General features: G+C 67.2%; 24 protein-coding genes. 15 read left to right on the top strand and 9 right to left on the bottom strand.

Translation table 11 applies throughout. The annotated features are described in order from the left end of the window. Positions 1–35 precede the first annotated feature (35 nt). Genes FFS08_RS03925 through FFS08_RS03915 form a run of 3 tightly spaced genes read left to right on the top strand, consistent with a single transcriptional unit; the run spans position 36 to position 3,002 of the window. A complete protein-coding gene (locus FFS08_RS03925; RefSeq protein WP_137863298.1) occupies positions 36–1,553 on the top strand; it encodes a serine hydrolase domain-containing protein in 1,518 nt (505 codons plus the stop codon). A gap of 33 nt (positions 1,554–1,586) precedes the next feature. After that, positions 1,587–2,168, top strand: coding sequence for a glycine-rich domain-containing protein (locus tag FFS08_RS03920; protein ID WP_137863297.1), 582 nt, complete (start codon positions 1,587–1,589; stop codon positions 2,166–2,168). 6 nt (positions 2,169–2,174) lie between these two features. After that, positions 2,175–3,002 (top strand): TIGR04222 domain-containing membrane protein, encoded by an 828-nt coding sequence (locus FFS08_RS03915; protein WP_137863296.1) that lies wholly within the window; start codon positions 2,175–2,177, stop codon positions 3,000–3,002. Here the strand turns inward: FFS08_RS03915 and FFS08_RS03910 are convergent. Continuing rightward, positions 2,999–3,301, bottom strand: a complete 303-nt coding sequence (locus FFS08_RS03910; RefSeq protein WP_212741953.1) for an FAD-dependent oxidoreductase — start codon at positions 3,299–3,301, stop codon at positions 2,999–3,001. The genes FFS08_RS03915 and FFS08_RS03910 overlap by 4 nt on opposite strands. Before the next feature lie 34 nt (positions 3,302–3,335). Between FFS08_RS03910 and trmD the strand changes: the two genes are divergently transcribed. Together trmD and rplS are read left to right on the top strand one after the other, a co-directional pair. Continuing rightward, positions 3,336–4,073 carry a tRNA (guanosine(37)-N1)-methyltransferase TrmD gene (gene trmD / locus FFS08_RS03905; protein WP_137863295.1) on the top strand — a complete coding sequence of 246 codons (738 nt, stop codon included), beginning with the start codon at positions 3,336–3,338 and terminating at the stop codon, positions 4,071–4,073. After that, positions 4,070–4,456 (top strand): 50S ribosomal protein L19, encoded by a 387-nt coding sequence (rplS, locus tag FFS08_RS03900; protein WP_086129120.1) that lies wholly within the window; start codon positions 4,070–4,072, stop codon positions 4,454–4,456. Before trmD ends, rplS begins: the two co-directional genes overlap by 4 nt. Positions 4,457–4,850: 394 nt before the next feature. Here rplS and FFS08_RS03895 read toward each other — a convergent pair whose 3' ends face one another. Continuing rightward, positions 4,851–5,228 (bottom strand): VOC family protein, encoded by a 378-nt coding sequence (locus FFS08_RS03895; RefSeq protein WP_137863294.1) that lies wholly within the window; start codon positions 5,226–5,228, stop codon positions 4,851–4,853. 79 nt (positions 5,229–5,307) lie between these two features. Between FFS08_RS03895 and soxR the strand changes: the two genes are divergently transcribed. Both soxR and FFS08_RS03885 read left to right on the top strand, forming a co-directional pair. Then, a complete protein-coding gene (gene soxR, locus FFS08_RS03890) occupies positions 5,308–5,775 on the top strand; it encodes a redox-sensitive transcriptional activator SoxR (protein WP_137863293.1) in 468 nt (155 codons plus the stop codon). A gap of 93 nt (positions 5,776–5,868) precedes the next feature. After that, on the top strand, positions 5,869–8,091 hold the full coding sequence (locus FFS08_RS03885; protein WP_137863292.1) for a S9 family peptidase: 2,223 nt from the start codon (positions 5,869–5,871) through the stop codon (positions 8,089–8,091). Positions 8,092–8,424: 333 nt separating this feature from the next. Here FFS08_RS03885 and FFS08_RS03880 read toward each other — a convergent pair whose 3' ends face one another. Together FFS08_RS03880 and FFS08_RS03875 are read right to left on the bottom strand one after the other, a co-directional pair. Further along, positions 8,425–8,643, bottom strand: a complete 219-nt coding sequence (locus tag FFS08_RS03880) for a hypothetical protein (RefSeq protein ID WP_137863291.1) — start codon at positions 8,641–8,643, stop codon at positions 8,425–8,427. A 24-nt stretch (positions 8,644–8,667) separates the two neighbouring features. Next, on the bottom strand, positions 8,668–10,110 hold the full coding sequence (locus tag FFS08_RS03875) for a patatin-like phospholipase family protein (protein ID WP_171012458.1): 1,443 nt from the start codon (positions 10,108–10,110) through the stop codon (positions 8,668–8,670). A 161-nt stretch (positions 10,111–10,271) separates the two neighbouring features. On the opposite strand from FFS08_RS03875, the gene FFS08_RS03870 reads away from it, so the two are divergent. Both FFS08_RS03870 and FFS08_RS03865 read left to right on the top strand, forming a co-directional pair. Continuing rightward, positions 10,272–11,300 (top strand): aspartate-semialdehyde dehydrogenase, encoded by a 1,029-nt coding sequence (locus tag FFS08_RS03870; protein ID WP_137863289.1) that lies wholly within the window; start codon positions 10,272–10,274, stop codon positions 11,298–11,300. A gap of 1 nt (position 11,301) precedes the next feature. After that, positions 11,302–11,739 carry a GFA family protein gene (locus tag FFS08_RS03865; protein ID WP_249341127.1) on the top strand — a complete coding sequence of 146 codons (438 nt, stop codon included), beginning with the start codon at positions 11,302–11,304 and terminating at the stop codon, positions 11,737–11,739. A gap of 197 nt (positions 11,740–11,936) precedes the next feature. Here the strand turns inward: FFS08_RS03865 and FFS08_RS03860 are convergent, their stop codons facing one another. Then, complete coding sequence (locus tag FFS08_RS03860) at positions 11,937–12,587, bottom strand: hypothetical protein (RefSeq protein WP_137863288.1); 651 nt, start codon at positions 12,585–12,587, stop codon at positions 11,937–11,939. Positions 12,588–12,744: 157 nt separating this feature from the next. Here FFS08_RS03860 and FFS08_RS03855 point away from each other — a divergent pair, with 157 nt between their 5' ends. After that, positions 12,745–14,091, top strand: coding sequence for a DUF418 domain-containing protein (locus tag FFS08_RS03855; protein ID WP_249341126.1), 1,347 nt, complete (start codon positions 12,745–12,747; stop codon positions 14,089–14,091). On the opposite strand, the gene FFS08_RS03850 is transcribed toward FFS08_RS03855, so the two are convergent. The 3 genes from FFS08_RS03850 to FFS08_RS03840 form a co-directional block, all read right to left on the bottom strand. Beyond that, the gene (locus tag FFS08_RS03850; protein WP_502702004.1) at positions 14,015–15,490 is read right to left on the bottom strand and encodes a DHA2 family efflux MFS transporter permease subunit; all 1,476 of its coding nucleotides are present in this window, start codon (positions 15,488–15,490) and stop codon (positions 14,015–14,017) included. The genes FFS08_RS03855 and FFS08_RS03850 overlap by 77 nt on opposite strands. Before the next feature lie 139 nt (positions 15,491–15,629). Beyond that, positions 15,630–16,733 (bottom strand): HlyD family secretion protein, encoded by a 1,104-nt coding sequence (locus FFS08_RS03845; RefSeq protein ID WP_137863286.1) that lies wholly within the window; start codon positions 16,731–16,733, stop codon positions 15,630–15,632. Further along, positions 16,726–17,172: a MarR family winged helix-turn-helix transcriptional regulator gene (locus FFS08_RS03840; protein WP_137863285.1), complete on the bottom strand. Its 447-nt coding sequence runs from the start codon at positions 17,170–17,172 to the stop codon at positions 16,726–16,728. The genes FFS08_RS03845 and FFS08_RS03840 overlap by 8 nt, the downstream gene beginning before the upstream one ends. A 97-nt stretch (positions 17,173–17,269) precedes the next feature. Here FFS08_RS03840 and FFS08_RS03835 point away from each other — a divergent pair, with 97 nt between their 5' ends. From FFS08_RS03835 to FFS08_RS03815, 5 genes are all read left to right on the top strand, one after another. After that, positions 17,270–17,713 (top strand): GFA family protein, encoded by a 444-nt coding sequence (locus FFS08_RS03835; RefSeq protein ID WP_137863284.1) that lies wholly within the window; start codon positions 17,270–17,272, stop codon positions 17,711–17,713. Continuing rightward, on the top strand, positions 17,694–18,458 hold the full coding sequence (locus tag FFS08_RS03830) for an alpha/beta fold hydrolase (RefSeq protein ID WP_502702003.1): 765 nt from the start codon (positions 17,694–17,696) through the stop codon (positions 18,456–18,458). Before FFS08_RS03835 ends, FFS08_RS03830 begins: the two co-directional genes overlap by 20 nt. 61 nt (positions 18,459–18,519) lie before the next feature. Continuing rightward, on the top strand, positions 18,520–20,355 hold the full coding sequence (locus FFS08_RS03825; RefSeq protein ID WP_137863283.1) for a M2 family metallopeptidase: 1,836 nt from the start codon (positions 18,520–18,522) through the stop codon (positions 20,353–20,355). Then, complete coding sequence (locus FFS08_RS03820) at positions 20,352–20,918, top strand: hypothetical protein (protein WP_137863282.1); 567 nt, start codon at positions 20,352–20,354, stop codon at positions 20,916–20,918. Before FFS08_RS03825 ends, FFS08_RS03820 begins: the two co-directional genes overlap by 4 nt. 19 nt (positions 20,919–20,937) lie before the next feature. Continuing rightward, positions 20,938–21,678, top strand: coding sequence for an SIMPL domain-containing protein (locus FFS08_RS03815; protein ID WP_137863281.1), 741 nt, complete (start codon positions 20,938–20,940; stop codon positions 21,676–21,678). A 35-nt stretch (positions 21,679–21,713) separates the two neighbouring features. Here the strand turns inward: FFS08_RS03815 and FFS08_RS24185 are convergent, their stop codons facing one another. Next, complete coding sequence (locus FFS08_RS24185; RefSeq protein WP_283214629.1) at positions 21,714–21,845, bottom strand: hypothetical protein; 132 nt, start codon at positions 21,843–21,845, stop codon at positions 21,714–21,716. Positions 21,846–21,856: the final 11 nt, after the last annotated feature.

Below are 21,856 nucleotides of genomic sequence, written 5' to 3'. Positions count from 1 at the left end.
GTTATCCTCGCCGCGAACATCGGGGGATGCACGCAATGAACTGGTTTCGTACCACGCTTGCCGTCGCACATTGCTGCCTGTCCCTGCCGGCGGCGGCCCAGACCACAGCCGGCGCGCTCCAGCCCCAGTTCGAGGCGATCGACCGCAGCTTCGAGGCCTTCCAGCGCGACACCCCCACGCCCGGCCTGGTCTACGGCCTTGTCGCCGAAGGGAAGCTGGTCCATGTCCGCGGCTTCGGCGTGCAGGATCTGGCGAGCAAGCGCCCCGTCACGGCCGACACGCTGTTCCGCATCGCTTCGATGACCAAGGCCTTCACTGCGCTCTCGATTCTCGCGCTGCGCGATGCCGGCAAGCTCTCGCTCGACGACTATGCCGAGAAACATGTGCCCGAGATGCGCGGCTGGAAATATCCCACCAGCGACAGCGCGCGCATCCGGATCCGGGATCTGCTCTCGCACGTCGCCGGCTTCGTCACCGACGATCCCTGGGGCGATCGCCAGACGCCGATGCCCGAGGCCGAGTTCACCAGGCTGCTCCGGGCCGGCGTGCCGTTCAACCGCGTGCCCGAGACGGCGCACGACTATTCGAACTTCGGCTATGCGCTGCTGGGCCGGATCGTCGCCAACGTCTCCGGCATGCCCTATCGCACCTATGTCGAGCGCACGATCCTGAAGCCGCTGGGGATGAACTCCAGCGGCTTCGAAGTCACCGAATGGCCGCTCGAGCGCCGCGCGATCGGCTATCGGTTCGAGGACGGGGTCTGGAGCGAGGAACCGACCATGCGCAACGGCGCCTTCGGCCCGATGGGCGGGCTCCAGGTCAGCGCCAACGACTATGGCAAGTGGATCGCCTTCCTGCTCTCCGCCTGGCCGCCGCGTGACGGGCCGGACACGGGGCCGGTCAAGCGCGCCACGGTGCGCGAGCTGGCGCAGGGGCTCAACTTCGTCCGCATGACTCCGCGCATCGGCGGCGCGGCCAAGGGCGGCTGCATGCAGGGCACCGCCTATGGCAAGGGCCTGCGCGTCTCGCAGGACTGCGCGCTGGGGATGATGCTCCACCATGGCGGCGGCTATCCCGGCTATGGCTCGCACATGCTGCTGGTGCCGGAGGCGAGAGTGGGGATCTTTGTCTTCACCAACCGTACCTATACCGGCGCGGCCGGCACCGCCTGGGACGCGATGTTCGCGCTCGACAAGGCGGATGCGCTGCGCTTCGCAGAACCGCCGGTCGGCGCCGACCTCGCCGCCGCACTGGATACGGCGCGGGCCATCTATGCGGCGGGGGACGTGACGGTCGCGCAGCCCTCGCTCGCGATGAACTTCCTGATGGACCGATCGGCCGAGGGCTGGCGCCGCGACCTGGCGGCGTTGCATGCCCAGCTCGGCGCATGCACCGGCAAGGCGGAGCCGCCCCAGGCCCGGGGCGCGATGTCCGGCGCCTTTCGCTGGCATTGCGACAAGGGGATGCTGGACGGCATGGTGCTGCTCGCGCCCACCAGCCCGATGACGATCCAGTCGCTCAGGTTCAGCCCGGTGCCGGCGGCCAAGCCTTGACATTTTAAATCCCCTATGTTAGTGGGAATTTAGATGAGCAAGGCCCCCGGTCTGTCTCGAACCCCTACCGACCACCCGGTCTGGACGGCGCTTTCCCATTATACGATCGGTCCCGAGGAAGCGGAGCTGAGCTTCGCCCAGCGGCTTGCGCGCGAGAATGGCTGGACCGGCGCCCAGGCGGAGCGCGTGATCGAGGAGTATCGGCGCTTCTGCTTCCTGGCGGTGACTGCCGGGCATCCGGTCACGCCGTCGGACCAGGTCGACCAGGCCTGGCACCTGCATCTTACCTACACGCGCGACTATTGGGAGCGCTTCTGCCCCCAGGTGCTCGGCCGCGCGCTCCATCACGGCCCCACGGCCGGCGGACGCGAGGAGGGGCATCGCTACTTCACCCAATATGCCGAGACGCTGCGCAGCTACGAGCGCGTCTTCGGCGCCCCGCCCGCGGATCTGTGGCCCGACGCGGCGCGGCGATTGCTCGAGGACCACAAGGCGCGCCGCGTGCATCCGCGCGACGCATTCATCGTGTCCCGGAGGCCATTCCGGATCGCGCTGCTGGTTGGGTTGGCGGTGCTCTCCGCGCTGGTCCTGGGGTATCTCATGCTGAGGAGCTAGGATCTTATGTCGCTCGGACCCTTCGATCTCACCGGCGGGCCGTTTCTCATCCTCTATGGCGGGCTGCTGATCCTCACCATCATCGCCGGCTTCACCATTCCGCGCTGGCTCCGGCCCGAAGGCCGCACCCCGCGCCGCATCGACACCGATGATCTCGCCTGGCTGGCCGGCGGCGGCACGCGCTTCGCCGAAACCGTCGCATCCCGGCTGCTCTCGACTCGCCAGCTGGCGATGGAGGGGAAGAACAAGTTCACCCCCAGCCATCTCGGCGGCGGCACGCCGGCCGAGCGCAGCGTGCTCGCGCTGCCCGACGGGGCAAGCTGGGACCGGGTCGCCGGCGCGATCGGCGAGCATGGCGACCGGATCCGCGATCGGCTGATCGACGCCGGGCTGCTGATGCGCGGCTGGGACGGGTTGCAGATGCGCTTCTTCCAGACGCTGCCTTATTTCCTGCTGCTCGGTTTCGGCTACACCAAGCTGCTGATCGGCGAGGCGCGCGGCAAGCCGGTCGGCTATCTCACCGCGCTGCTGGTGCTCACCGGCATCCTGGCGCTGATCCGCTTCGCCGCGCTCGACCGGCGGACGCGCGCCGGGCAGGAGGCGCTCGCCGAGGCGCGCGAGCGCAGCGAACGGCTCCGCCGGGCTCCTGCCGGCGGCGAGACCGATCTCGCGGTGGCGCTGTTCGGCACGGCGGTGCTGGTTGGCTCGGATTGGGGCGGCTTCCACCAGCTGCGCGCGGCAAGCTCGGGCAGCGACGGCGGGAGCGGCGGCAGCGGTTGCGGCAGCGGCGGGGGCGGTTGCGGCGGCGGTGGCTGCGGCGGTTGCGGGGGCTAATGTCCGGGATTGGTGGCTGGCGCGGCGCTCGCACCGGATCGGGCGCCGTTCCGCCAGCCTTCGATCAGCCTGAGGCCGGTGACTTCCGCCGCCTCGCGGGTCGCGCCATGCCCTTCCGCCTGGGCCAGCATCCGTGCGAGCAGCGCCCGGCCCGAAATGCGTTCGGGAAGCCGGCATGGATGCGTGTGCAGGGGATCTGATCCGCAATCGAGCAGCCGGATGCCGAGATGGAACCGCGCCAGATAGATCGCCGCGGTGAGACCGGCGGGGCCGGCACCGATGATGATGCAATCGTCCACTTGCCAATCGCGCTCCCGGAGGGGAAAGGCTCCCATGCCTTTCGCCGCAACTATCCTGACGCTTTACCCGGAGATGTTTCCCGGTCCGCTCGGCATCTCGCTCGCCGGCCGGGGGCTGCGCGAGGGACTGTGGAGCATGGAAACCGTCCAGATCCGCGACTTCGCGACCGACAGGCACCGCTCGGTCGACGACACGCCGGCGGGCGGCGGGGCGGGGATGGTGATGCGCGCGGACGTGCTCGCTTCGGCGCTCGACAGCGTCGCGCCGGGCCGCCCGATTCTCGCCATGACGCCGCGCGGCAAGCCGCTTGGCCAGGACCGCGTCCGCCAGCTCGCCCAGGGCCCCGGCGCCGTGGTGATCTGCGGCCGGTTCGAGGGGATCGACGAGCGACTGTTCGAGGCGCGCGACATCGAGCAGGTCTCGATCGGCGACTATATCCTCTCCGGCGGCGAGATGGCGGCGCTAACCCTGCTTGACGCTTGCATTCGCCTCATTCCCGGAGTAATGGGCGCGCCTTCCAGCGGCATGGACGAGAGCTTCGAAACGGGGCTGCTCGAATATCCGCAATATACCCGACCTGTCGAATGGGAAGGGCGCACGATCCCCGAAGTGCTGCGATCGGGGGATCATGCGAAGATCGAGGCCTGGCGAAGCGCCCGTGCCGAGAGCGATACACGGCTAAGGAGGCCGGATCTTTGGGAGCGCCACGAGGGCGCTCGGGTCCAACCTCCCTCTGGCGCGCGGCGACGTAAACAGGACGATGTGAAATGAACCTGATCCAGACGCTCGAAGCCGAGCAGATCGCCAAGTTCAACGCGGCGAAGAAGATTCCGGAATTCCGCCCGGGCGATACGCTGAAGGTCGGCGTGAAGGTCGTCGAAGGCGAGCGCACCCGCGTGCAGAACTATGAGGGCGTGTGCATCGCGCGCTCGAACAAGGGCATGGGCTCCTCGTTCACCGTCCGCAAGATTTCGTTCGGCGAGGGCGTCGAGCGCGTCTTCCCGCTTTATTCGCCGAACATCGACAGCATCGAAGTCGTCCGCCGCGGCGTCGTGCGTCGCGCGAAGCTCTATTATCTGCGCGGCCGCACCGGCAAGTCGGCCCGTATCGCCGAGCGCCGCGACGTGCGCACCGAGGCGGTTGCCGCCGAATAAGCCACGGCTTCACGGTATCGAAAAGGGCGCGGTGGCGATGGCCACCGCGCCCTTTTCATTTCGGTCGGCGTGCCAGCCACCGGAGCAGCCCGCTGATCGCGTCGAACAATTTGTGCCGATGCTCCGCCCAATCGGCGCCGTAGAAATGCCTTGCCACCTCATCCTCCGTTCGCGCGGCGCGAATGGCCGGGCAGGGCGGCAATGGAGGACGCGGCGAGAGATCGTTACGGTCGTTACCGAAGCAAGCGGAACTGCCCGCGGCGCACGGAGGCCGTCATGGCCAACCCGCCCGATTCACATGGGCCGGGAAATTGCGCCATGCCGATGGCGGAATGCGCGGGAAGAACCGGCACGGCCGCGGCGGCCTGCCGAAAATTGATGGCTGGCCAGGTATTTAGGCATAGCTGACGATCTCGAACTCGGTCCCGTCATGGTCGAGGAAATAGAAGCGCTTGCCGGGATCATAGTCGGCATGGTTGAACGGGACCAGCCCCGCCGCGACCACGCGCCGCTCGATCTCCTCCAGATCATCGACCAGGATGCCGACGTGATTGAGCGGCTGCCCCTTCTCGAAGGTCGCCTGGTCCGGCGCCTCGGGTGGCGTATAGACTGCGAGATAGGTGCGCTCGTCGCCGACATGGATGGCGCGGCCGCCGTCGCGCGCGGGACCTTCCCAGCGCACGTGCCAGTCGAACAGATCGCCCAGCAGCTTCGCTGCGCGCTCGGGGCTGCGCACGGTGACGTTCACATGCTCGATATAGGGCTGGGGCATGGATTTCCTTTCCGGTTTGGATGCCATGCCGCGAGCAGCTACAACCTCAACCTAGGTTTAGGTCAAGTGGGAAATTTCGATGCGCGGGAACGAGCTTCTGACGATCGGCGAGCTGGCGGCGCGGACGGGTATCGCAGTCTCGGCGGTGCGCTTCTACGAAGGGAAGGGGATCGTCCATCCGATCCGCACCCGCGGCAACCAGCGCCGTTTCCTCCGCTCGGACATCCGCCGGGTCTCCTTCGCGCTCATCGCCCAGCAACTGGGCCTTACCCTGCCCGAGATCGCGGGCGAGCTGGCCACGTTGCCCGAGGGGCGCACGCCGACGGGGGAGGACTGGGCGCGGATCAGCAGGGGCATCCGCGTGCGAATCGAACTGCGCGTCGCCCAGCTCCAGCGCACGCTCGACGATCTCGATGGCTGCATCGGCTGCGGTTGCCTGAGCCTGAAGAAATGCGCGCTCTACAATCCCGACGACCGCGCCGGGACGAGCGGCGCCGGCCCGCGCTTCATCCTCGTCTCGCGCAAGGTGGCGCTGGGGCTGGAATAGGGGCGACCCCCGGTCTTACGGGAGAGAATGGCTGGCGGGCTTTACCGCGCGCGCATACCCCGCAATAACGCCGCTCCAAGGAGAATGGGGTATATGCGGAAATGGCTGGTCGGGCTTGCGATGCTGGGGGCGCCGCTGATGGCGAATGAAGCCTTGGCGCAATCGAAGGAACTGACGCTCGAGCGCGTCTTCGCCAGCCCCGATCTCAACGGCCCGCAGCCGCGTGCCGCCAAGCTCTCGCCCGACGGCAAGTTCCTCACGCTGCTGCGCAACCGGGCGGACGAGAAGGAGCGGTTCGACCTGTGGGCGATGGATACGCGCACCGGCGAATGGCGGATGCTCGTCGATTCGAAGAAGGTCGGCACCGGCGCCGCGCTTTCCGAGGCAGAGAAGATGCAGCGCGAGCGCGCGCGCATCGGCGGCAGCAAGGGCATCGTCGCCTATGACTGGGCGCCCGACGGCAAGTCGGTGCTCGTGCCGCTGGAGGGCGAGCTCTATCGCGCCGGGATCGACGGCAGCATCGCGAAGCTGCCCGCCAAGGCCGGCCCCAAGCTGAATGCCGAGGTGAGTCCCGCGGGCGGCTATGTCTCCTGGGTGCAGGACCAGAATCTGGTGGTGCTGGGCGCGGCCGGTGGCGAGCCGCGCGCCATCACCGACGACGGCCAGGGCACCGTCCATTGGGGCGAGGCCGAGTTCGTCGCGCAGGAGGAGATGGCGCGGTTCAACGGCTATTGGTGGTCGCCGGACGACAAATATGTCGCGGTCGAGCGCTTCGACGAAGCGCCGGTGGGCATCGTCACCCGCGCCGCGATCGGCGCCGAGGGCACGCAGCTTTTCCAGCAGCGCTATCCCAAGGCCGGCACGCCCAATGTGAAGGTCGCGCTCTATGTGATGGACCCCCATGGCGGGCACAAGGTCGCCGTGGATCTCGGTGCCGATGCCGACATCTATCTCGCCCGGGTCGACTGGTCGCAGGATGGCAGGACGCTCTATGTCCAGCGCCAGAACCGCGAGCAGACCGTGCTCGATCTGCTCCAGGTCGATCCCGCCACCGGCAAGTCGATCCTGCTGTTCAGCGAGAGGGCGCGTGCCAAGAGCTGGGTGAACCTCTCCAAGGCGCTCACGCCGCTCGGCGACGGCAGCCTGCTCTGGTGGTCCGAGCGCGACGGCCATGGTCATCTCTACCGCTTCGCCAAGGGCAAGTTCACGCAGATCACCAAGGGCGATTGGGAAGTGACTCCCGACATCGTCGGCGTCGACGAGGCCAAGGGGCGCGTCTTTTTCCTCGGCAACAAGGACGGCGTGCTCGAGCGGCACCTCTATTCGGCCGACTATCGGAAGGGCGGGGCCGTGACGCGCCTCACCGAGGCCGGCTGGTGGAACGAGGCGGTGATGGACCTCTCGGGCACCCATGCGATCGTCAAGCGCTCGAACCCCGGCCAGCCCGCCCAGACCTATCTCGCCGACGCGTCGGGCAAGCGCATCGCCTGGGTGAACGAGAATGCGGTCACCGCCGCGGATCACCCCTACAACGCCTATCTCGCCGGCCATCGCGAGCGCAGCTTCGGCACGATCAAGGCGGCCGACGGCTCGGTGCTGCACTGGGAGATGATCACGCCGAAGCTGGAACCGGGGAAGAAATATCCGGTATTCTTCCAGCATTATGGCGGCCCGCACGCGCAGCAGGTGAGCAAGGCCTGGGGCGGCGCGCTCCAGCAATATCTCGTCTCGCGCGGCTATATCTGGTTCCAGCTCGACAATCGCGGCTCGGCCAATCGCGGCGTCGATTTCGAGAGCCAGATCTGGCACGCCATGGGCTCGGTCGAGGTCGAGGACCAGGTGGCCGGCGCCAACTATCTGAAGTCGCTGGACTATGTCGATCCGAACAAGGTCGTCACCTATGGCTGGTCCTATGGCGGCTACATGACGCTCAAGCTGCTGGAAAAGGCGCCGGGCGTGTTCGCTGCTGGCGTGGCCGGCGCGCCGGTGACCAAGTGGGAGCTGTACGACACCCATTATACCGAGCGCTACATGGGCGATCCGAACAAGGTGCCCGAGGCGTACAAGGCGTCGGACAATATCGGCGAGGCGGCGAAGATCGCCGATCCGATGCTGCTGATCCACGGCATGGCGGACGACAATGTCGTGTTCGAGAATAGCACTGCGCTGGCGGCGACGCTGCAAAGGGCCGAAGTGCCGTTCGAGATGATGTTCTATCCGGGCCACACCCACAAGGTCGGTGGCCCCGGCATCAGCGTGCACCTGTGGAACACGATCCTCGACTTCCTCGATCGGAAGACGGGGGCGAAGCGCTAGCTTGCGGGATCATTCGGCGCATCCCGTCATCCCCGCGCAGGCGGGGATCCAGGGCCAGGCGCGGAGCCGGGGTGGCGGGGTCCTGTCCTCTCCGGACAGCGTTCGCGCGGTGGTGCCGATATCCCGCATTACCCTGGATCCCCGCCTGCGCGGGGATGACGATTGAAGGAATATGAGTCCCCAACCCAGGGTCAATCGACATTTACGAGACTGGCGGTCCCAGCCGGGGAGCAAGTAGGGCTGTCCGGCTCTAATCGCGCGCCCAAATGTCGATCCGTCCTAGCGTGTTCCCGGATGGCCGGGCGAGAAGATCGCCCGGCCCCGCCCCGAACGCTAGGGGCGGTAATCGACGATGACGAAGTCCCCGAGGTCGGTGCGCTTGTACATCATCTCGAAATTGTCGTCGCGATCGTCCACGGGCCAATGCTCGCGCACGAACTTGGCGGTATCTTCCAGAAGCTGCGCCATTTCACGGGATCTCACGCCCCTGACGCTCACCCGGTGCGCGCCCCATTTCGCTGCACCCATCTCATCGTCGCTCGTATCGGTCATGCGCATTTCCTCCTGTGCTGAACGTCAGAATCTTCCCACTGCGCCCGGCATCGTCCCGTCGGGCCGCCGGCACACTGCCCGCGTCTCGGTGCCGTCATAATGGCACAGGTCGATCCACGGTTCGCCGCCCGTCGCGCGGTTGCGGCCATAGTCCATCATGCAGCGCATGAAACCGGGGACGAACATCGCCCCGCGCGCCGCTTCCTTGAGCGGTCCGCATTTGATGGCGCGGTCATAGGTCGGCGTATAGTTGCGATAGCCGTCGGCGCTGACGAACCAGACCCCGCCTCCCGGCCGGCCGAGCCGCAGAGCCGCGATCGAGCCGATCTCCAGCTGGTTGACCATGATCGCCTCGCTTCGCTGCACCGCGCGTAGCGCGTCGGCATGCGTGTCGATATCGGCGGGATGGCCGGGCAGGACCGTCTGGTCGGGCGGCAGCCAGGTAGGGCCGTTGCGGATCACATAGATATCGCCCGCCGCCTGCGATGCCGCCTCGGGCCGGCGGTCCAGCAGCCGCGCGCGCTCCCTGCGGACCAGCTCGCTCGCCAGCCGCTGCGCGTCCGCCACCGAGGCGAGGAACACCGATTGGCGGACGCCGCCGTCATAATAGGTTTTCCCGTCGACTCGCACCTGCTGGTAGAAGGCCGGCACCGCCGCCGAGGCGAGCGCCGCGCCGGCCAGGCATTGCGTGGCGCGGGCGAGGTCCGCCGCGCCGTCGCCATATGGGGCCAGCAGCTCCTGCACGTCGACATAGCCGAACTCGCCCGAATTCGCCTCGATCAGCCCGAGCAGCACCTTGCGGCCCTTGGCGTCGCGCAGCGTCCTGACGATGCACAGGCCCGCCCGTCCGGCGGGCGATGCCGGATCGTAGATCGCCGGGCAGATGCGTTGCTCGAAACGGCGCCGCAGGGGCTTCAGATTGGCCAGCGCGCCGTTGATCGCGGCCATGGCCTGCCAGTGCTCGCGATCGATGATGTCGCTTTCCCTGGCCGGCGAATAGGCGTCGGCCAGCGCCTGGCGGATCGCCGCGCCTTCGCTGTCCTGCCGGTCGAGCCCGGCGCCCACGAACAGCGCCTGGAGCGCGCCGGTGCTCACGCCGGTCACCACGGCGAAATCGGGGAACTGGCGGTTCTCGACCAGCCGGTTCATCAGCCCCACGCCGAACGCCCCCCATTGGCCGCCGCCCGAGAGCAGCAGCAAGGGCCGCTCGGGGGCGGGAGGTGCGGCGAGGAAGGCGGGATCGCCACGCAACTGCGCGATCTCGGCCGCGGCGAGCCGGTCGGCGAGTTCGCGCTCGGCAGGGGGCAGCGTCTCGAGGTCGAGCGCTCGGATCTGGCGTTCGAGCGGCGTCAGTTCGATCGGATGGACGAAGGCGGCGAAATCGGCGCAATCGAGCTTGAGCGCGCCCTTGGCCGCGCAGCCGGCCAGGCTCAGCCCCAATAGCAGGATCGTCAGAATGCGACGCATCGTTCCCCTTTCGGTCATCCGGTACGCGTAACAAAATTGCGTGAAACATGTCTCGAACGAAATCGCCCAAAGCGGAGCCATGTCGTGAAACAAGCAGCCCTTGCTTGCGCGCCCGCCCCGATGGGCGTAGCGCGGCGGCAGTTTCCACCCTGGAGTATGTGATGGGCTACCGTGTCGTCGTCGCAGGCGCCACCGGCAATGTCGGGCGCGAAATGTTGAACATCCTGGCCGAGCGGGAATTCCCGATCGACGATCTGGCGGTGCTCGCCTCGTCGCGCTCGACCGGCGATATTATCGACTTCGGCGAGACCGGCAAAACCTACAAGGTCCAGAACATCGAGCATTTCGATCCGACGGGCTGGGACATTGCCCTCTTCGCGATCGGCTCGGAAGGCTCGAAGCTCTACGCGCCCAAATTCGCCGCCGCCGGCTGCACGGTGATCGACAATGCGTCGCTCTATCGCATGGATCCGGACGTGCCGCTGATCGTGCCCGAAGTGAATCCGGAGGCGATCGACGGCTATACCAGGCGCAACATCATCGCGAACCCGAACTGCTCGACCGCGCAGATGGTGGTGGCGCTCAAGCCGCTGCACGATGCCGCGAAGATCAAGCGCGTGGTCGTCGCCACCTATCAGTCGGTCTCCGGCGCGGGCAAGGCAGGAATGGACGAGCTGTTCGAGCAGAGCCGCAACATCTTCGTCGGCGACCAGGCCGAGCCCCACAAGTTCACCAAGCAGATCGCGTTCAACGTGATCCCGCACATCGACAGCTTCCTGGAAGACGGCTCGACCAAGGAAGAGTGGAAGATGGTGGTCGAGACCAAGAAGATCCTCGATCCGAAGATCAAGGTCACCGCCACCTGCGTGCGCGTGCCGGTGTTCGTCGGCCATTCGGAAGCGATCAACATCGAGTTCGAGGACGAGATCTCGGCCGAGCAGGCGAAGACCATCCTGCGCGAGGCGCCGGGCGTGATGCTCGTCGACAAGCATGAGGACGGCGGGTACGTCACGCCGATCGAATGCGTCGGCGAATATGCGACCTTCATCAGCCGGGTGCGCGAGGATCCGACCGTGGAGAACGGCCTTTCGCTCTGGTGCGTGTCGGACAATCTGCGCAAGGGCGCCGCGCTCAACGCAGTGCAGATCGCCGAACTGCTCGGTCGCCGCCATCTCAAGAAGGCGGCCTGACGTGATCGCGGGCGGCTGCCGCTGCGGCGCCGTCCGCTACACGCTGGCAATGGACGACCTGCCGACCGTCTATTGCTGCCATTGCCTGAAATGCCAGAGCTGGGCGGGCAGCGCCTTCACCCAGCAGGCGCCGGTGCGGGCCGACGCGCTCGCCGTCGAGGGGCCGGTGGCGGAATACAGCTTCGCCAATACCGGCGGATCGGTGTCGCACCAGCGCGTCTGCGTCACCTGCCACACGCGCATCTACAACACCAACAGCGCCTGGTCGGGCATTGCGATGCTGCGCGCCGGCACGCTCGATCGCAGCGACGAGCTGGTTCCCCGCGCGCATATCTGGGCGAAGCGCAAGCAGCCCTGGATCGCCATCGCCGACGACGTGCCGCAATGGCCAGAAAGCGCGCCGATGGAGGAATTCGTGGCGCTGCTGTTCCCGCGCTAGGTTGGGGACTCATTCAGCTAACTCCGTCATCCCCGCGCAGGCGGGGATCCAGAGTTATGTGTGGAGCGGGTGCGGCACGTCCTGCCCTCTTCGGACGGCGTTCGCATGATGGCGCCGGTATCCCCTGCTACCCTGGATCCCCGCCTGCGCGGGGATAACGAAAGAAATCAAGGTCTTGATCAAGGTCTAACCCCGGCTCAGCTGTCGCAGCTATAGTCGGGCGGGTAGACCGAGCGGCCGAGATCCTTGCGGACGCGCCGGGCCAGGCTGGTGGCCTCGCGATTGCTGAGCTTCTCGGCATGGGCCAGCACCTCGGTGAGCGGGCCCGAGCAGCCGCCCACCGAATTCAGCATCGCGACCATCCGAGAAGCGCGCACCGGTCCGTCGCCTGCGCTCTGATGCGCCGGGGGAAACCAGCCGAGGCCGGCATATTTGCGCTGGCGATCTTCCCGGCTGTAGGAGGAGTCGTCGACCGGATCGATCACTTGGGTGCCCAGCAGGATCATGCCCGCGGCAGCGGCCATACTGCCGATCCGGGAGGGGCCCTTGGTGATCCGGTCCGGGTCGGGCATCGCATAATAGCTGAGCAGCAGCGCGGCGACTGCGCGGGCACTCTGCGTGTCCTCCACCAGCGCCAGCGCGTCGGGATCCACTTCGATCCGGTCTGCCCGGGCGCGGGCGAAGGCGCCGCGCTCCACGGCGGGAATGGTGGCGAGCGTGAATTCGGCGCCCTGGGCGGTCAGCTCGTGCAGCGCGACGTCGAGCTGCTCGAGCGGGGCCGGGCGGGGCGGCGCGGCGGCGCCCAGCGCGAGCGCGGTGGAAACCAGGGCGAGCAGCTTGATCCGCATTTGTGTTCCCCTCTCTTCGTTGCCCGATCATAATCGGGATCGGCCCCATGGGCGAGACGGCGCAGCTGTGGGCAAACCGTAGGGCGAACGGGTTCTTTACCGGGAATTGACCGATCCGCGCTAGAAGGGCGGCTTCTCACGAGTGGGTCGGGCGGTGGTGGAAACGAGCAATCCCGGATTGGCGCCGGTGCGCGGCAAGGCGCGCATCGACGTGCTCGACATGCTGCGCGGGCTGGCGATCCTCGGCATCTTCTACATCAACGTGCCCTATATGGCGGCGAGCGTCTGGACCTTCTCGGCCGATGTGCGGCTGATCGGCTGGACGCCGGCGGACCGCGATGCCTGGGCGGCGGTGAACCTGTTCTTCGCCGGCACGCAGCGCTGTCTGCTCGAATTCCTGTTCGGCGCCGGCATGATGGTGCTGGCGCGCAAGGCGATGGCGCCCGACGGGCCGGTGGCGGTCGCCGATCTTTATTACCGGCGCAACCTCTGGCTGCTCGCCTTCGGCCTGTTCGACGTGTTCGTGCTGCTCTGGCCGGGCGACATCCTGCACATCTATGCGCTTGCCGCGCTGTTCCTCTTCCCGTTCCGCACGCTGGGTCCGAAGACGCTCGTTGCCCTCGGCCTGGGCTGGGCGGCGCTCACCGGCATCGGCATCCCCGAATATGGCGCGCGCGAATATGTCGCGCGGACGGAACTCGTGCAGCAGGTGGAGCAAGGCGATCCCGCCGCGCTTGCCGAATGGCGCAAGCTCTCCGTCCACATCCCCGATCCCGCGCGCGTCGCCCGCGAGCGGGCCGCGCATCAGGGCGGCTGGCTGCCCTATGCGAAGAATGCGTGGAGCTATTGGAGCTATCTCGCCGACGAATGGCTCCTCTGGGACGTGATGGAGGCGTTCTGCACGATGCTGGTCGGCGTCGCGCTGTGGAAATGGGGCGTGATCCAGGGGCTCAGGAGCGCGCGCTTCTATCTATGGCTGCTGGTGGCCGGATATGGCTTCGGCCTCACCGCCCGCGCGATCGGCCTGGCCGAGGCGCTGAGCTTCTCGCCCGGCCCGCGCAGCCTGTGGATCACCGGCGAGTTCGCCCGGATGGCGATCGGGCTGGGGCATCTGGCGCTGGTCAACCTGGCCGTGAAGAGCCGCGCCGGCGCTGTCGTGCTGGGCGTGTTCAAGGCGCCGGGCCGCATGGCCTTCTCGCTCTATTTCCTCCAGCAGATCGTGGGCATGTACATTCTGTTCGCGCCCTGGGGCCTGCTGCCATGGGGCCGATATGGCTGGGCGGAATCGGCGTTGATCTCGACGGTCGGCATCGTCCTGCTGGTGGGCTTCGCCAATCTCTGGATGCGCTATTTCGTCAGCGGTCCGCTCGAATGGGCCTGGCGGAGCCTCGCCTATGTGAAGCGGCAGCCGTTGCTGCGGACGGAAGCTAATGCCCCGCCGCGGCCGGATCATTCTCCACTTTCCCGCCCGGCTTCTGGAGCAGCAGCACCAGCGGCACGCTGATCGCGGTCACGATCGCCATCAGCCAGAAGTCGTTGAGATAGGCGATCATCGCCGCCTGCCGGTTCACTTCGGCGTCGATCATCCCGGTGATCAGCGCGCCCTGCTGGCCAAGGCCCTGCACGATCGAGCCGAGGCCGTTCATCGTCGTCGCGGTGACGTGCTCGCCCAGATATTGGTGGCTGCGCTGGATGCTCTGCGCGAGCAGCGCGCTCACTGCCGAGATGCCCACCGACGCGCCGATGTTGCGAGTCAGGTTGAGCAGGCTCGATCCCTCGGTGCGGAAATGCGGGGGAAGGCCGGCGAAGGCGAGGCCGTTCAGCGGCATGAACACCAGGCCCAGGCCCAGGCCCTGGACGAAGCCCGAGATGATGAAGGGCGTGCTGCCCATCTCGAGTGTCCAGCCCGACATCTCCCACAGCGAGACGGCGGCGATGGCGAGGCCGATGCCGACGGACCAGCGCGGATCGAGCCAGCCGCGCTGGATCAGCTGCGCGCCGACAAACATCGTCAGCACCACGCCGACGCCGCGCGGCATCAGCAGCAGGCCGGTATCGAACACCGAATAGCCGTAGAGGTTCTGCAGCATCGGCGGCAGCAGCGCCATCGTCGCCATCATCACCAGGCCGATCACCATCATGAAGAAGATGCCGGTCACCAGATTGCGATGCTTCCACAGCTCGCGCTCGAACATCGGGTTCTTCGCGGTGAACAGGTGGACGAAGAACATCCACAGCGCGATGACCGACACCAGCATCTCGACCCAGATCTCGGTGGAGGAGAACCAGTCCTGGTCCTGCCCGCGATCGAGCATGAGCTGGAGCGAGGCGATGCCGATCGCCAGCAGGGTGAAGCCGAACGCGTCGAACTGGCGCTTGCGGATCGGGCGCGAGGGCAGCAGCCACCACAGAATGGCAAAGCAGACGACGCCGACGGGCAGGTTCACGTAGAACACCCAGCGCCAGTTGAAATTGTCGGTCAGATAGCCGCCGATCAGCGGGCCCATGATCGGGCCGACCATGATGCCCATGCCCCAGATCGACATCGCCTTGGGCTGGTCCTTGGGCGCGTTGATGTCGAGCATCACCGTCTGGCTGAGCGGATTGAGGAACGCCGCGGTGATGCCCTGAAGGATGCGGAAGGCGACCATCTCCTCCAGCGTCTGCGCCGCGCCGCACATGGCGGAGGCGATGACGAAGCCGACCGTGGCGATCAGGAACAGGTTGCGCGAGCCGATCCGGTCGGAGAGCCAGCCGGTGATCGGGATCGCGATGGCCGAAGCGACGATGTAGCTGGTCAGCACCCAGTTGATCGTGTCGCGGGTGGCGCCGAGCGACGCCTGCATGTGCGGGATGGCGACATTGGCGATCGTCGTGTCGAGGATCTGCATGATCGTCGCCATCATGACGCCGAGCGTGAGCAGGCCCTTGTACCTTACCGGAAGAGCGGCCCCTCCACCGGGAGGGGCCGCTTGCGGGCGGGGAGGCGTGGGGGACGCCTCACCCGCCCTGTTGGCGCGGCCGGGGGCTGCCGTCGCCATTTCAGTCGCACGCGCCCTTGAACACCACCTTCACATCGGCGGAGAGGCCGGCGATCAGTTCGCGCGGGCTCTTGTCGTCGATCGCGATGCGCACCGGCACGCGCTGGGTGACCTTCACCCAGTTGCCGTTGGCGTTCTGGGCGGGGAGCACCGAGAATTCCGATCCGGTCCCGGCCCCCATGGATTCGACATGGCCCTTCAGCTTCAGGCCCGGATAGGCATCGAGAGTCACGATCGAGCACTGGCCGACCCGCATCTTGTTGAGGTCGGTCTCCTTGAAATTCGCGTCGACCCAGGCCGGCTTGTTCGAGACGATCGTCACGGCGGCGAGGCCGGTGATCATCTGCTGGCCCACCTGCAGGCTCTTGGTCTGGCTGACGATGCCGCTCACCGGCGCGCGCACTTCGGTGCGCTGCAGGTCGAGCAGCGCCTTGGCGAGCTGGACGCGGGCGGCCGCGATCGCCGGGTTCTCGCCGGGCACCGCCGCACCCGTCGCGATCTTGGCGCGGGCCTCGGCGGCGCTGGCCTGGGCGTTCTGCAGCTGGGCGCGGGCCTGTTCCAGCGCATGCTGGGCCGACTGGAAATTGGCGCGGGTGGTGAAACCCTGCTTCATCAGCGCGGCCTGGCGGTCGTAATTTTCCTGGGCGTTGGCGATGGCGTCGTGCGCCGCCTGGATGTTGGCGCCGGTGCCCTGATAGCTGACCTGGTCGGTGTTGAGCTGCACCTGCGCGGCCGCGATCGCCGCCTGGGCCTGCGAAACCGCGATCCGATAGGGCTCGGGATCGATCCGGAAGAGCAGGTCGCCGGCCTTGACCGTCTGGTTCTCCTTCACGCCCACTTCGACGATGCGGCCCGCCACGTCGGTCGAGACCGAGCTCTTGTCCTGCTGGACATAGGCATTGTCGGTCGAGACGCTGTTGCCGCCGGTGAAGTAGAAATAGCCCACGATCGCCAGCAGGATGGCCGGCACGCCGAACATCAGCAGCGGGCGCAGCAGGCCGCGCTTCGGCTTGGTCGCGGGCGCCTCGGGAACGGTCGTACCTTCGGTCGGGATGGTGATCTTGGTCTCTTCGGACTTTTCGATCTTCGGATCTGCATCAGCCATTTGCGGCCTCGTTGCCCTCTTGAACGGTGGTCAGGTTCGCGCGAAGCCCCTCGAGCGCCGCGATCAGCTCCTCGCGCTGCCGGGTACTGAACCCCTGAAGCGTCTCTTCGATCAGATCGGCCGCGAGCACATGGAGCTGGTCGAGCACCGGCGCGGCCTTGTCGGTCAGGTGGATGCGCCAGGCACGGCGATCGGCGGGATCGCGGCGGCGCTCGACGAAGCCGGCCTCCTCGAGCCGGTCGATCATCCGGCAGGCGGTGATCGGCTCGACTTCGAGCGCCTCGGCCAGCTGGCCCTGGTTGAGGCCGGGGCTGCGCGCGAGGATCTTGAGCACGCGCCACTGCGCCACACTCGCGCCGCTGGTGCGCGCCCGCTCGTCGAAACGGCGGCGCAACAGGCGCGAGACATCGCTAAGAAGGAAACCCAGACTCTCGGTCATGCGCGGCACATAATAAGCACGCTTATAGATTTCAATCGGCAACGCGATTGCATTGTGCGGCGCACCCATTGCAACGAACGAAACAGGAGGGCGAGCCATGGCAGAGGAAATGACCGGCGGATGCCAGTGCGGGCGGGTGCGCTATGTGGCGCGGGTGGCGGACGACGAAGCCTATCTGTGCCATTGCCGGATGTGCCAGCGCGCCACCGGCGGGGTCTCGATCGCGTTCAAGAACCTGAAAAAGGCCGATGTGCGCTGGGAGCGGGCGCCCGATCGCTACGCCTCGTCGCCGATCGCTGTGCGCGGTTTCTGCAGCGCCTGCGGCACGCCGCTCAGCTTCGAATTCCCCGACAGCGCCAACATGGACCTGACGGTGGGCAGCTTCGACGCGCCGCACCGCTTCCGCCCGGTCCATCATTTCGGCGTGGAGAGCATGCACGAGCAGTGGCTCGACACGACCGGCCTCACTCGATACCGGACCGACGACAATCCCCAACTCGTCAAGCGCTGGATGGACTCCGTTGGCAAACTTCCCGACTGAAACGCACCGCTTCCCGAGCTTCGACGGCGTCGAGCTCGCCTGGACCGCAATGGGGCAGGGGCGGGATGCGATGCTGATCCACGGCTATGCCTCCACGGCAGAAGTCAACTGGATCAAATATGGCCATGCGGCGAAGCTGGCGGAGAAGGGCTTCCGGGTAATCATGCCCGATCTGCGCGGTCATGGGCAAAGCGCGGCGCCGCACGATGCGGCCAGCTATCCGCCCGACGTGACGATGCGCGACGCGCTCGCGCTGGTCGCGCATCTGGGCCTCGTCGACTATGATCTGGGCGGCTATTCGCTCGGCGCGCGCACCACGGTGCGGATGATCGTCGACGGCGGCGCCACGCCGCGCAGGGTGATGCTGGCCGGCATGGGGCTGGCGGGTATCGTCGCCGCTTCGCGCACCGGCACCTATTTCCGCCGCGTGCTCACCAATCTCGGCAGCTTCGAACGCGGTTCGAGCGAGTGGCTGACCGAGGCCTTTTTGAAGACGACCAAGGCCGATCCCGCCGCGCTGCTGCCGATCCTCGACACGTTCGTCGATACCCCGGAAGAGCATCTGGCGCGGCTCACCGAGGAGACGCTGGTCGTCGCCGGCGCCGAGGACGATCACAACGGCTCGGCGCACGAGCTCGCGGACATGCTGCCGCATGCCACCTTCGTGGAGATCCCCGGCAATCACATGAGCGCCGTCACTCGGCCCGAGCTGGGGCGGGCCATCGCCGATTTCTTCGCGGCTTGACCGGCCGGCGGGGCGCGCGCATCGTCTCCGCCATCCAGAAAATCCGAGGGGAATTCCGTACATGATCCGCACCGGCATCTCGATGCTCGCGCTCGCCTCGCTGCTCGCCGCCGCGCCGCTGGCCGCGCGCGATCGCGACGGCGAAGCCGCCCAGGCCGCGCCCACCGCCGCCGACGCCAAGGCCTTCGTCGCCGATGCCGAGGCGAAGCTCTTCGCCCAGGGTGTCGTCGCCTCGCGCGCCGAATGGGTCTATGAGACCTATATCACCCCCGACACCGAGGCGCTGACCGCGCGCGAAGGCGCGGCGCTCACCAAGCTGCAGGTCGATCTGGCGCTGGGCGCGGCGAAGTTCGCCAATGTCGCCGGGCTCGATTACGACACCGGCCGCAAGCTGGGCATGCTCCGCAACAAGATCGTGCTGCCGGCGCCGGTCCGCGCCGGCGCGGCGGACGAGCTGGCCGGACTCTCGGCCAAGATCACCGGCATGTACGGCGCGGGCAAGGGCACGCTGAACGGCAAGCCGATCAACGGCTCCGACATCGAGGCCGCGATGGGCGAGGAGCGCGATCCCGCCAAGCTCAAGGAGATGTGGGTCAGCTGGAACGACAATGTCGGCGCGCCGATGCGCCCCGACTACGCCAAGCTGGTCGGCATCGCCAATGAAGGCGCCAGGGGCCTGGGCTATGCCGATGTCGGGGCGATGTGGCGCTCGGGCTATGACATGGACCCTGACGCCTTCGCGGCGATGACCGACAAGATCTGGAACGACCTCAAGCCGCTCTACGTCGCGCTGCACACCTATGTGCGCCACAAGCTCAACGAGAAATATGGCGAGGGGGTTCAGCCCGCCAAGGGCCCGATCCGCGCCGATCTGCTCGGCAACATGTGGGCCCAGGAATGGGGCAACATCTACGACATCGTCGCCCCGGCGGGATCGGGCAGCGTCGGCTATGACGTGGGCGAGCTGCTCAAGGCCAAGGGCTATGACTCGCACAAGATGGTGAAGACGGGCGAGGGCTTCTATTCCTCGCTCGGCTTCAAGCAGCTGCCCGAGAGCTTCTGGCAGCGCTCGCAGTTCGTGAAGCCGGCGGACCGCGAAGTGGTGTGCCACGCCTCGGCGTGGGACATCGACAATGTCGACGACCTGCGCATCAAGATGTGCATCAAGGTCAATGCCGACGACTTCGTGACCATCCACCACGAACTCGGCCACAATTACTATCAGCGGGCCTATAACCAGCAGCCGGCGCTTTATCTCGACGGCGCGAACGACGGCTTCCACGAGGCGATCGGCGACTTCATCGCGCTTTCGATCACGCCCGATTATCTCGTCCAGATCGGCCTGCTCGACAAGGGCCAGGTGCCGAGCGCGGACAAGGACATCGGCCTGCTCCTGCGCCAGGCGATGGACAAAGTGGCGTTCCTGCCCTTCGGCCTGCTGGTCGACAAGTGGCGCTGGGGCGTGTTCTCCGGCCAGATCCCGGCGAACGGCTATCAGGCGGGTTGGGACAAGCTGCGCCTGCAATATCAGGGGATCGTGCCGCCGGTGGCGCGCGACGAGACCAGGTTCGATCCGGGCGCCAAGTTCCACATCCCGGCGACCACGCCCTACACCCGCTATTTCCTGGCGCGGGTGCTGCAGTTCCAGTTCTACAAGGCGGCGTGCGACCAAGCGGGCTGGAAGGGCCCGCTCCACCGCTGCTCCTTCTACGGGAACAAGGAAGTGGGCGCGAAGCTCGACAAGATGCTCCAGATGGGCGCCTCCAAGCCCTGGCCGGACGCGCTGCAGGAATTCACCGGCTCGCGCGAGATGTCGGGCAAGGCGATGGCGGAATATTTCGCCCCGCTGAAGAAGTGGCTCGACCAGCAGAACAAGGGCCAGCCCCAGGGGTGGTGAGACTGGGCCTGGTCGCGGCGCTGGCACTTGCCGGCGCCGCGCCGGCTGCTCCTGGCATCAGCGGATTCCAGGGCGGGCGCGTGCGCTCGCCCGACCGGCACTGGACGATCTCGGCGGCGGCCGCGGACCCTGACAAGACCATGCGCACCACTGCCTGGCTGCAGGCGCCGGGGGTGCGCCGCCGCCCGCTGATCCGTTTCGAGCGTTATCTCCAGGTCGAGTGGCTTCGCGACAGCGGCAAGGTGATGCTGATCGAGCGCACCATCCATTTCGCCCGGATCGGCATCCGGACGCTCGGGCCCCGCGAAACGGGGCCGCGTGACCGCCTGCAGGCGGATATCGAGCGGGATATGGCTGGGCTCGGCGGCCTCGCGACGGTCTCGAACCGGTTCATCATCTTGGGGAAGCTGGGCACCGCCATCTGCGCGCTCGTCGAGGAGAGCGGCCTGCCGCCGGGCCGGACGGAGGGCAGCTTCATCGCGCGCCGCGCCGCCTTCCGGCTTGATTTCACCACCGGCCGCGCCGTCCGCGTCCGTGCCTGTCCGGGCGCGCGGATCGACTGACACAAAGGAGGAAAGAGCCATGATGAGATATGCCTTCGTGCTTGCGATGCTGTCCGCGCCGGTTCCCGCTTTCGCCCAGGCCGCGCCGGTGGACGGTCCGGTGACGGTGGAGATCGTCGCCACGGGCCAGGTCAAGGTGCCGGCCAACCGTTTTCGCTTTTCGGTGAAGCTCATCGGCAAGGGAGCGGACGACAAGGCGGCGGAGGCGGCGCTTGCCGCGAACCGCGCCAGGCTGGTCCAGGCGCTCGCCGCGAAGGGTGTCCGCGAGGGGCAGCCGCTGGAAGGCGTCGGCGCCAATCCGCTCGCCAGCCTCTTCGGCGCGTTTACCGGGCGCGGCAAGCCCAGCTTCGCGATCGATGCGGCCGAGGGGAATGAAAAGCCGCAATCGACGGCGACCGAGACGGTCTTCTTCGATGCGCCTACGCGCGCGGCGGCGACCGCCGCCGGCTCGGCCGCCGAGGCCAATGGCGGGAAGATGGCCGACGAGGTGATCGCGCTGCTCGACGATTATGTCGGGCCGACCCGCCGGGCCAAGGCCGATGCCCTTGCCAAGGCCCGTGCCGAAGCGGATGCCTATGCCGCCACGCTGGGCCTGCGCCGTGCCGCGATCGCGCGGATCAGCGAGAAGCAGGACATGGTCGCCGGCTCGATGAGCTTCTTCCTCGAGCTCATCGGCATGTTCGCCGGCAAGCAGGGCGCCGCATCCGACAGCGTGACGGTGAATGCCAATTTGTCGGTGGAGTTCCAGCTCAGCCGCTGATCCTTTCGTGCTCCTGCGACCTGACCGCTGGGAGCTCAGCCCGGCGGATCGCTGTCCGGGATCATGCTTTCGTCGGCGATCTGCGCGTCCCATTCGGCCGAGCTGTCGGTGCCGTCGGGCTGGTGCGCGCGGGGCTGTTCTTCTTCGGTTTCCTCGGGATCGATCATCGCTGTTCTCC

It is taken from the genome of Sphingomonas sp. 1F27F7B, from assembly GCF_005503355.1.
In the GTDB taxonomy this organism is placed as follows: domain Bacteria; phylum Pseudomonadota; class Alphaproteobacteria; order Sphingomonadales; family Sphingomonadaceae; genus Sphingomonas.
Note: the sequence above shows the minus strand (reverse complement) of the source record. Positions and strands in the feature narration are given on the sequence as shown.

Coding starts and splice junctions, on each gene's coding strand:
- FFS08_RS03915 (WP_137863296.1), top strand. CDS start 2,175: ATGTCGCTCGGACCCTTCGATCTCACCGGCGGGCCGTTTCTCATCCTC.
- FFS08_RS03920 (WP_137863297.1), top strand. CDS start 1,587: ATGAGCAAGGCCCCCGGTCTGTCTCGAACCCCTACCGACCACCCGGTC.
- soxR (WP_137863293.1), top strand. CDS start 5,308: ATGCGCGGGAACGAGCTTCTGACGATCGGCGAGCTGGCGGCGCGGACG.
- FFS08_RS03875 (WP_171012458.1), bottom strand. CDS start 10,110: ATGCGTCGCATTCTGACGATCCTGCTATTGGGGCTGAGCCTGGCCGGC.
- FFS08_RS03835 (WP_137863284.1), top strand. CDS start 17,270: ATGGCAGAGGAAATGACCGGCGGATGCCAGTGCGGGCGGGTGCGCTAT.
- FFS08_RS03880 (WP_137863291.1), bottom strand. CDS start 8,643: ATGACCGATACGAGCGACGATGAGATGGGTGCAGCGAAATGGGGCGCG.
- FFS08_RS03850 (WP_502702004.1), bottom strand. CDS start 15,490: ATGGCGACGATCATGCAGATCCTCGACACGACGATCGCCAATGTCGCC.
- FFS08_RS03860 (WP_137863288.1), bottom strand. CDS start 12,587: ATGCGGATCAAGCTGCTCGCCCTGGTTTCCACCGCGCTCGCGCTGGGC.
- FFS08_RS03870 (WP_137863289.1), top strand. CDS start 10,272: ATGGGCTACCGTGTCGTCGTCGCAGGCGCCACCGGCAATGTCGGGCGC.
- FFS08_RS03925 (WP_137863298.1), top strand. CDS start 36: ATGAACTGGTTTCGTACCACGCTTGCCGTCGCACATTGCTGCCTGTCC.
- FFS08_RS03845 (WP_137863286.1), bottom strand. CDS start 16,733: ATGGCTGATGCAGATCCGAAGATCGAAAAGTCCGAAGAGACCAAGATC.
- FFS08_RS03895 (WP_137863294.1), bottom strand. CDS start 5,228: ATGCCCCAGCCCTATATCGAGCATGTGAACGTCACCGTGCGCAGCCCC.
- FFS08_RS03840 (WP_137863285.1), bottom strand. CDS start 17,172: ATGACCGAGAGTCTGGGTTTCCTTCTTAGCGATGTCTCGCGCCTGTTG.
- FFS08_RS24185 (WP_283214629.1), bottom strand. CDS start 21,845: ATGATCGATCCCGAGGAAACCGAAGAAGAACAGCCCCGCGCGCACCAG.
- rplS (WP_086129120.1), top strand. CDS start 4,070: ATGAACCTGATCCAGACGCTCGAAGCCGAGCAGATCGCCAAGTTCAAC.
- trmD (WP_137863295.1), top strand. CDS start 3,336: ATGCCTTTCGCCGCAACTATCCTGACGCTTTACCCGGAGATGTTTCCC.
- FFS08_RS03815 (WP_137863281.1), top strand. CDS start 20,938: ATGATGAGATATGCCTTCGTGCTTGCGATGCTGTCCGCGCCGGTTCCC.
- FFS08_RS03885 (WP_137863292.1), top strand. CDS start 5,869: ATGCGGAAATGGCTGGTCGGGCTTGCGATGCTGGGGGCGCCGCTGATG.
- FFS08_RS03825 (WP_137863283.1), top strand. CDS start 18,520: ATGATCCGCACCGGCATCTCGATGCTCGCGCTCGCCTCGCTGCTCGCC.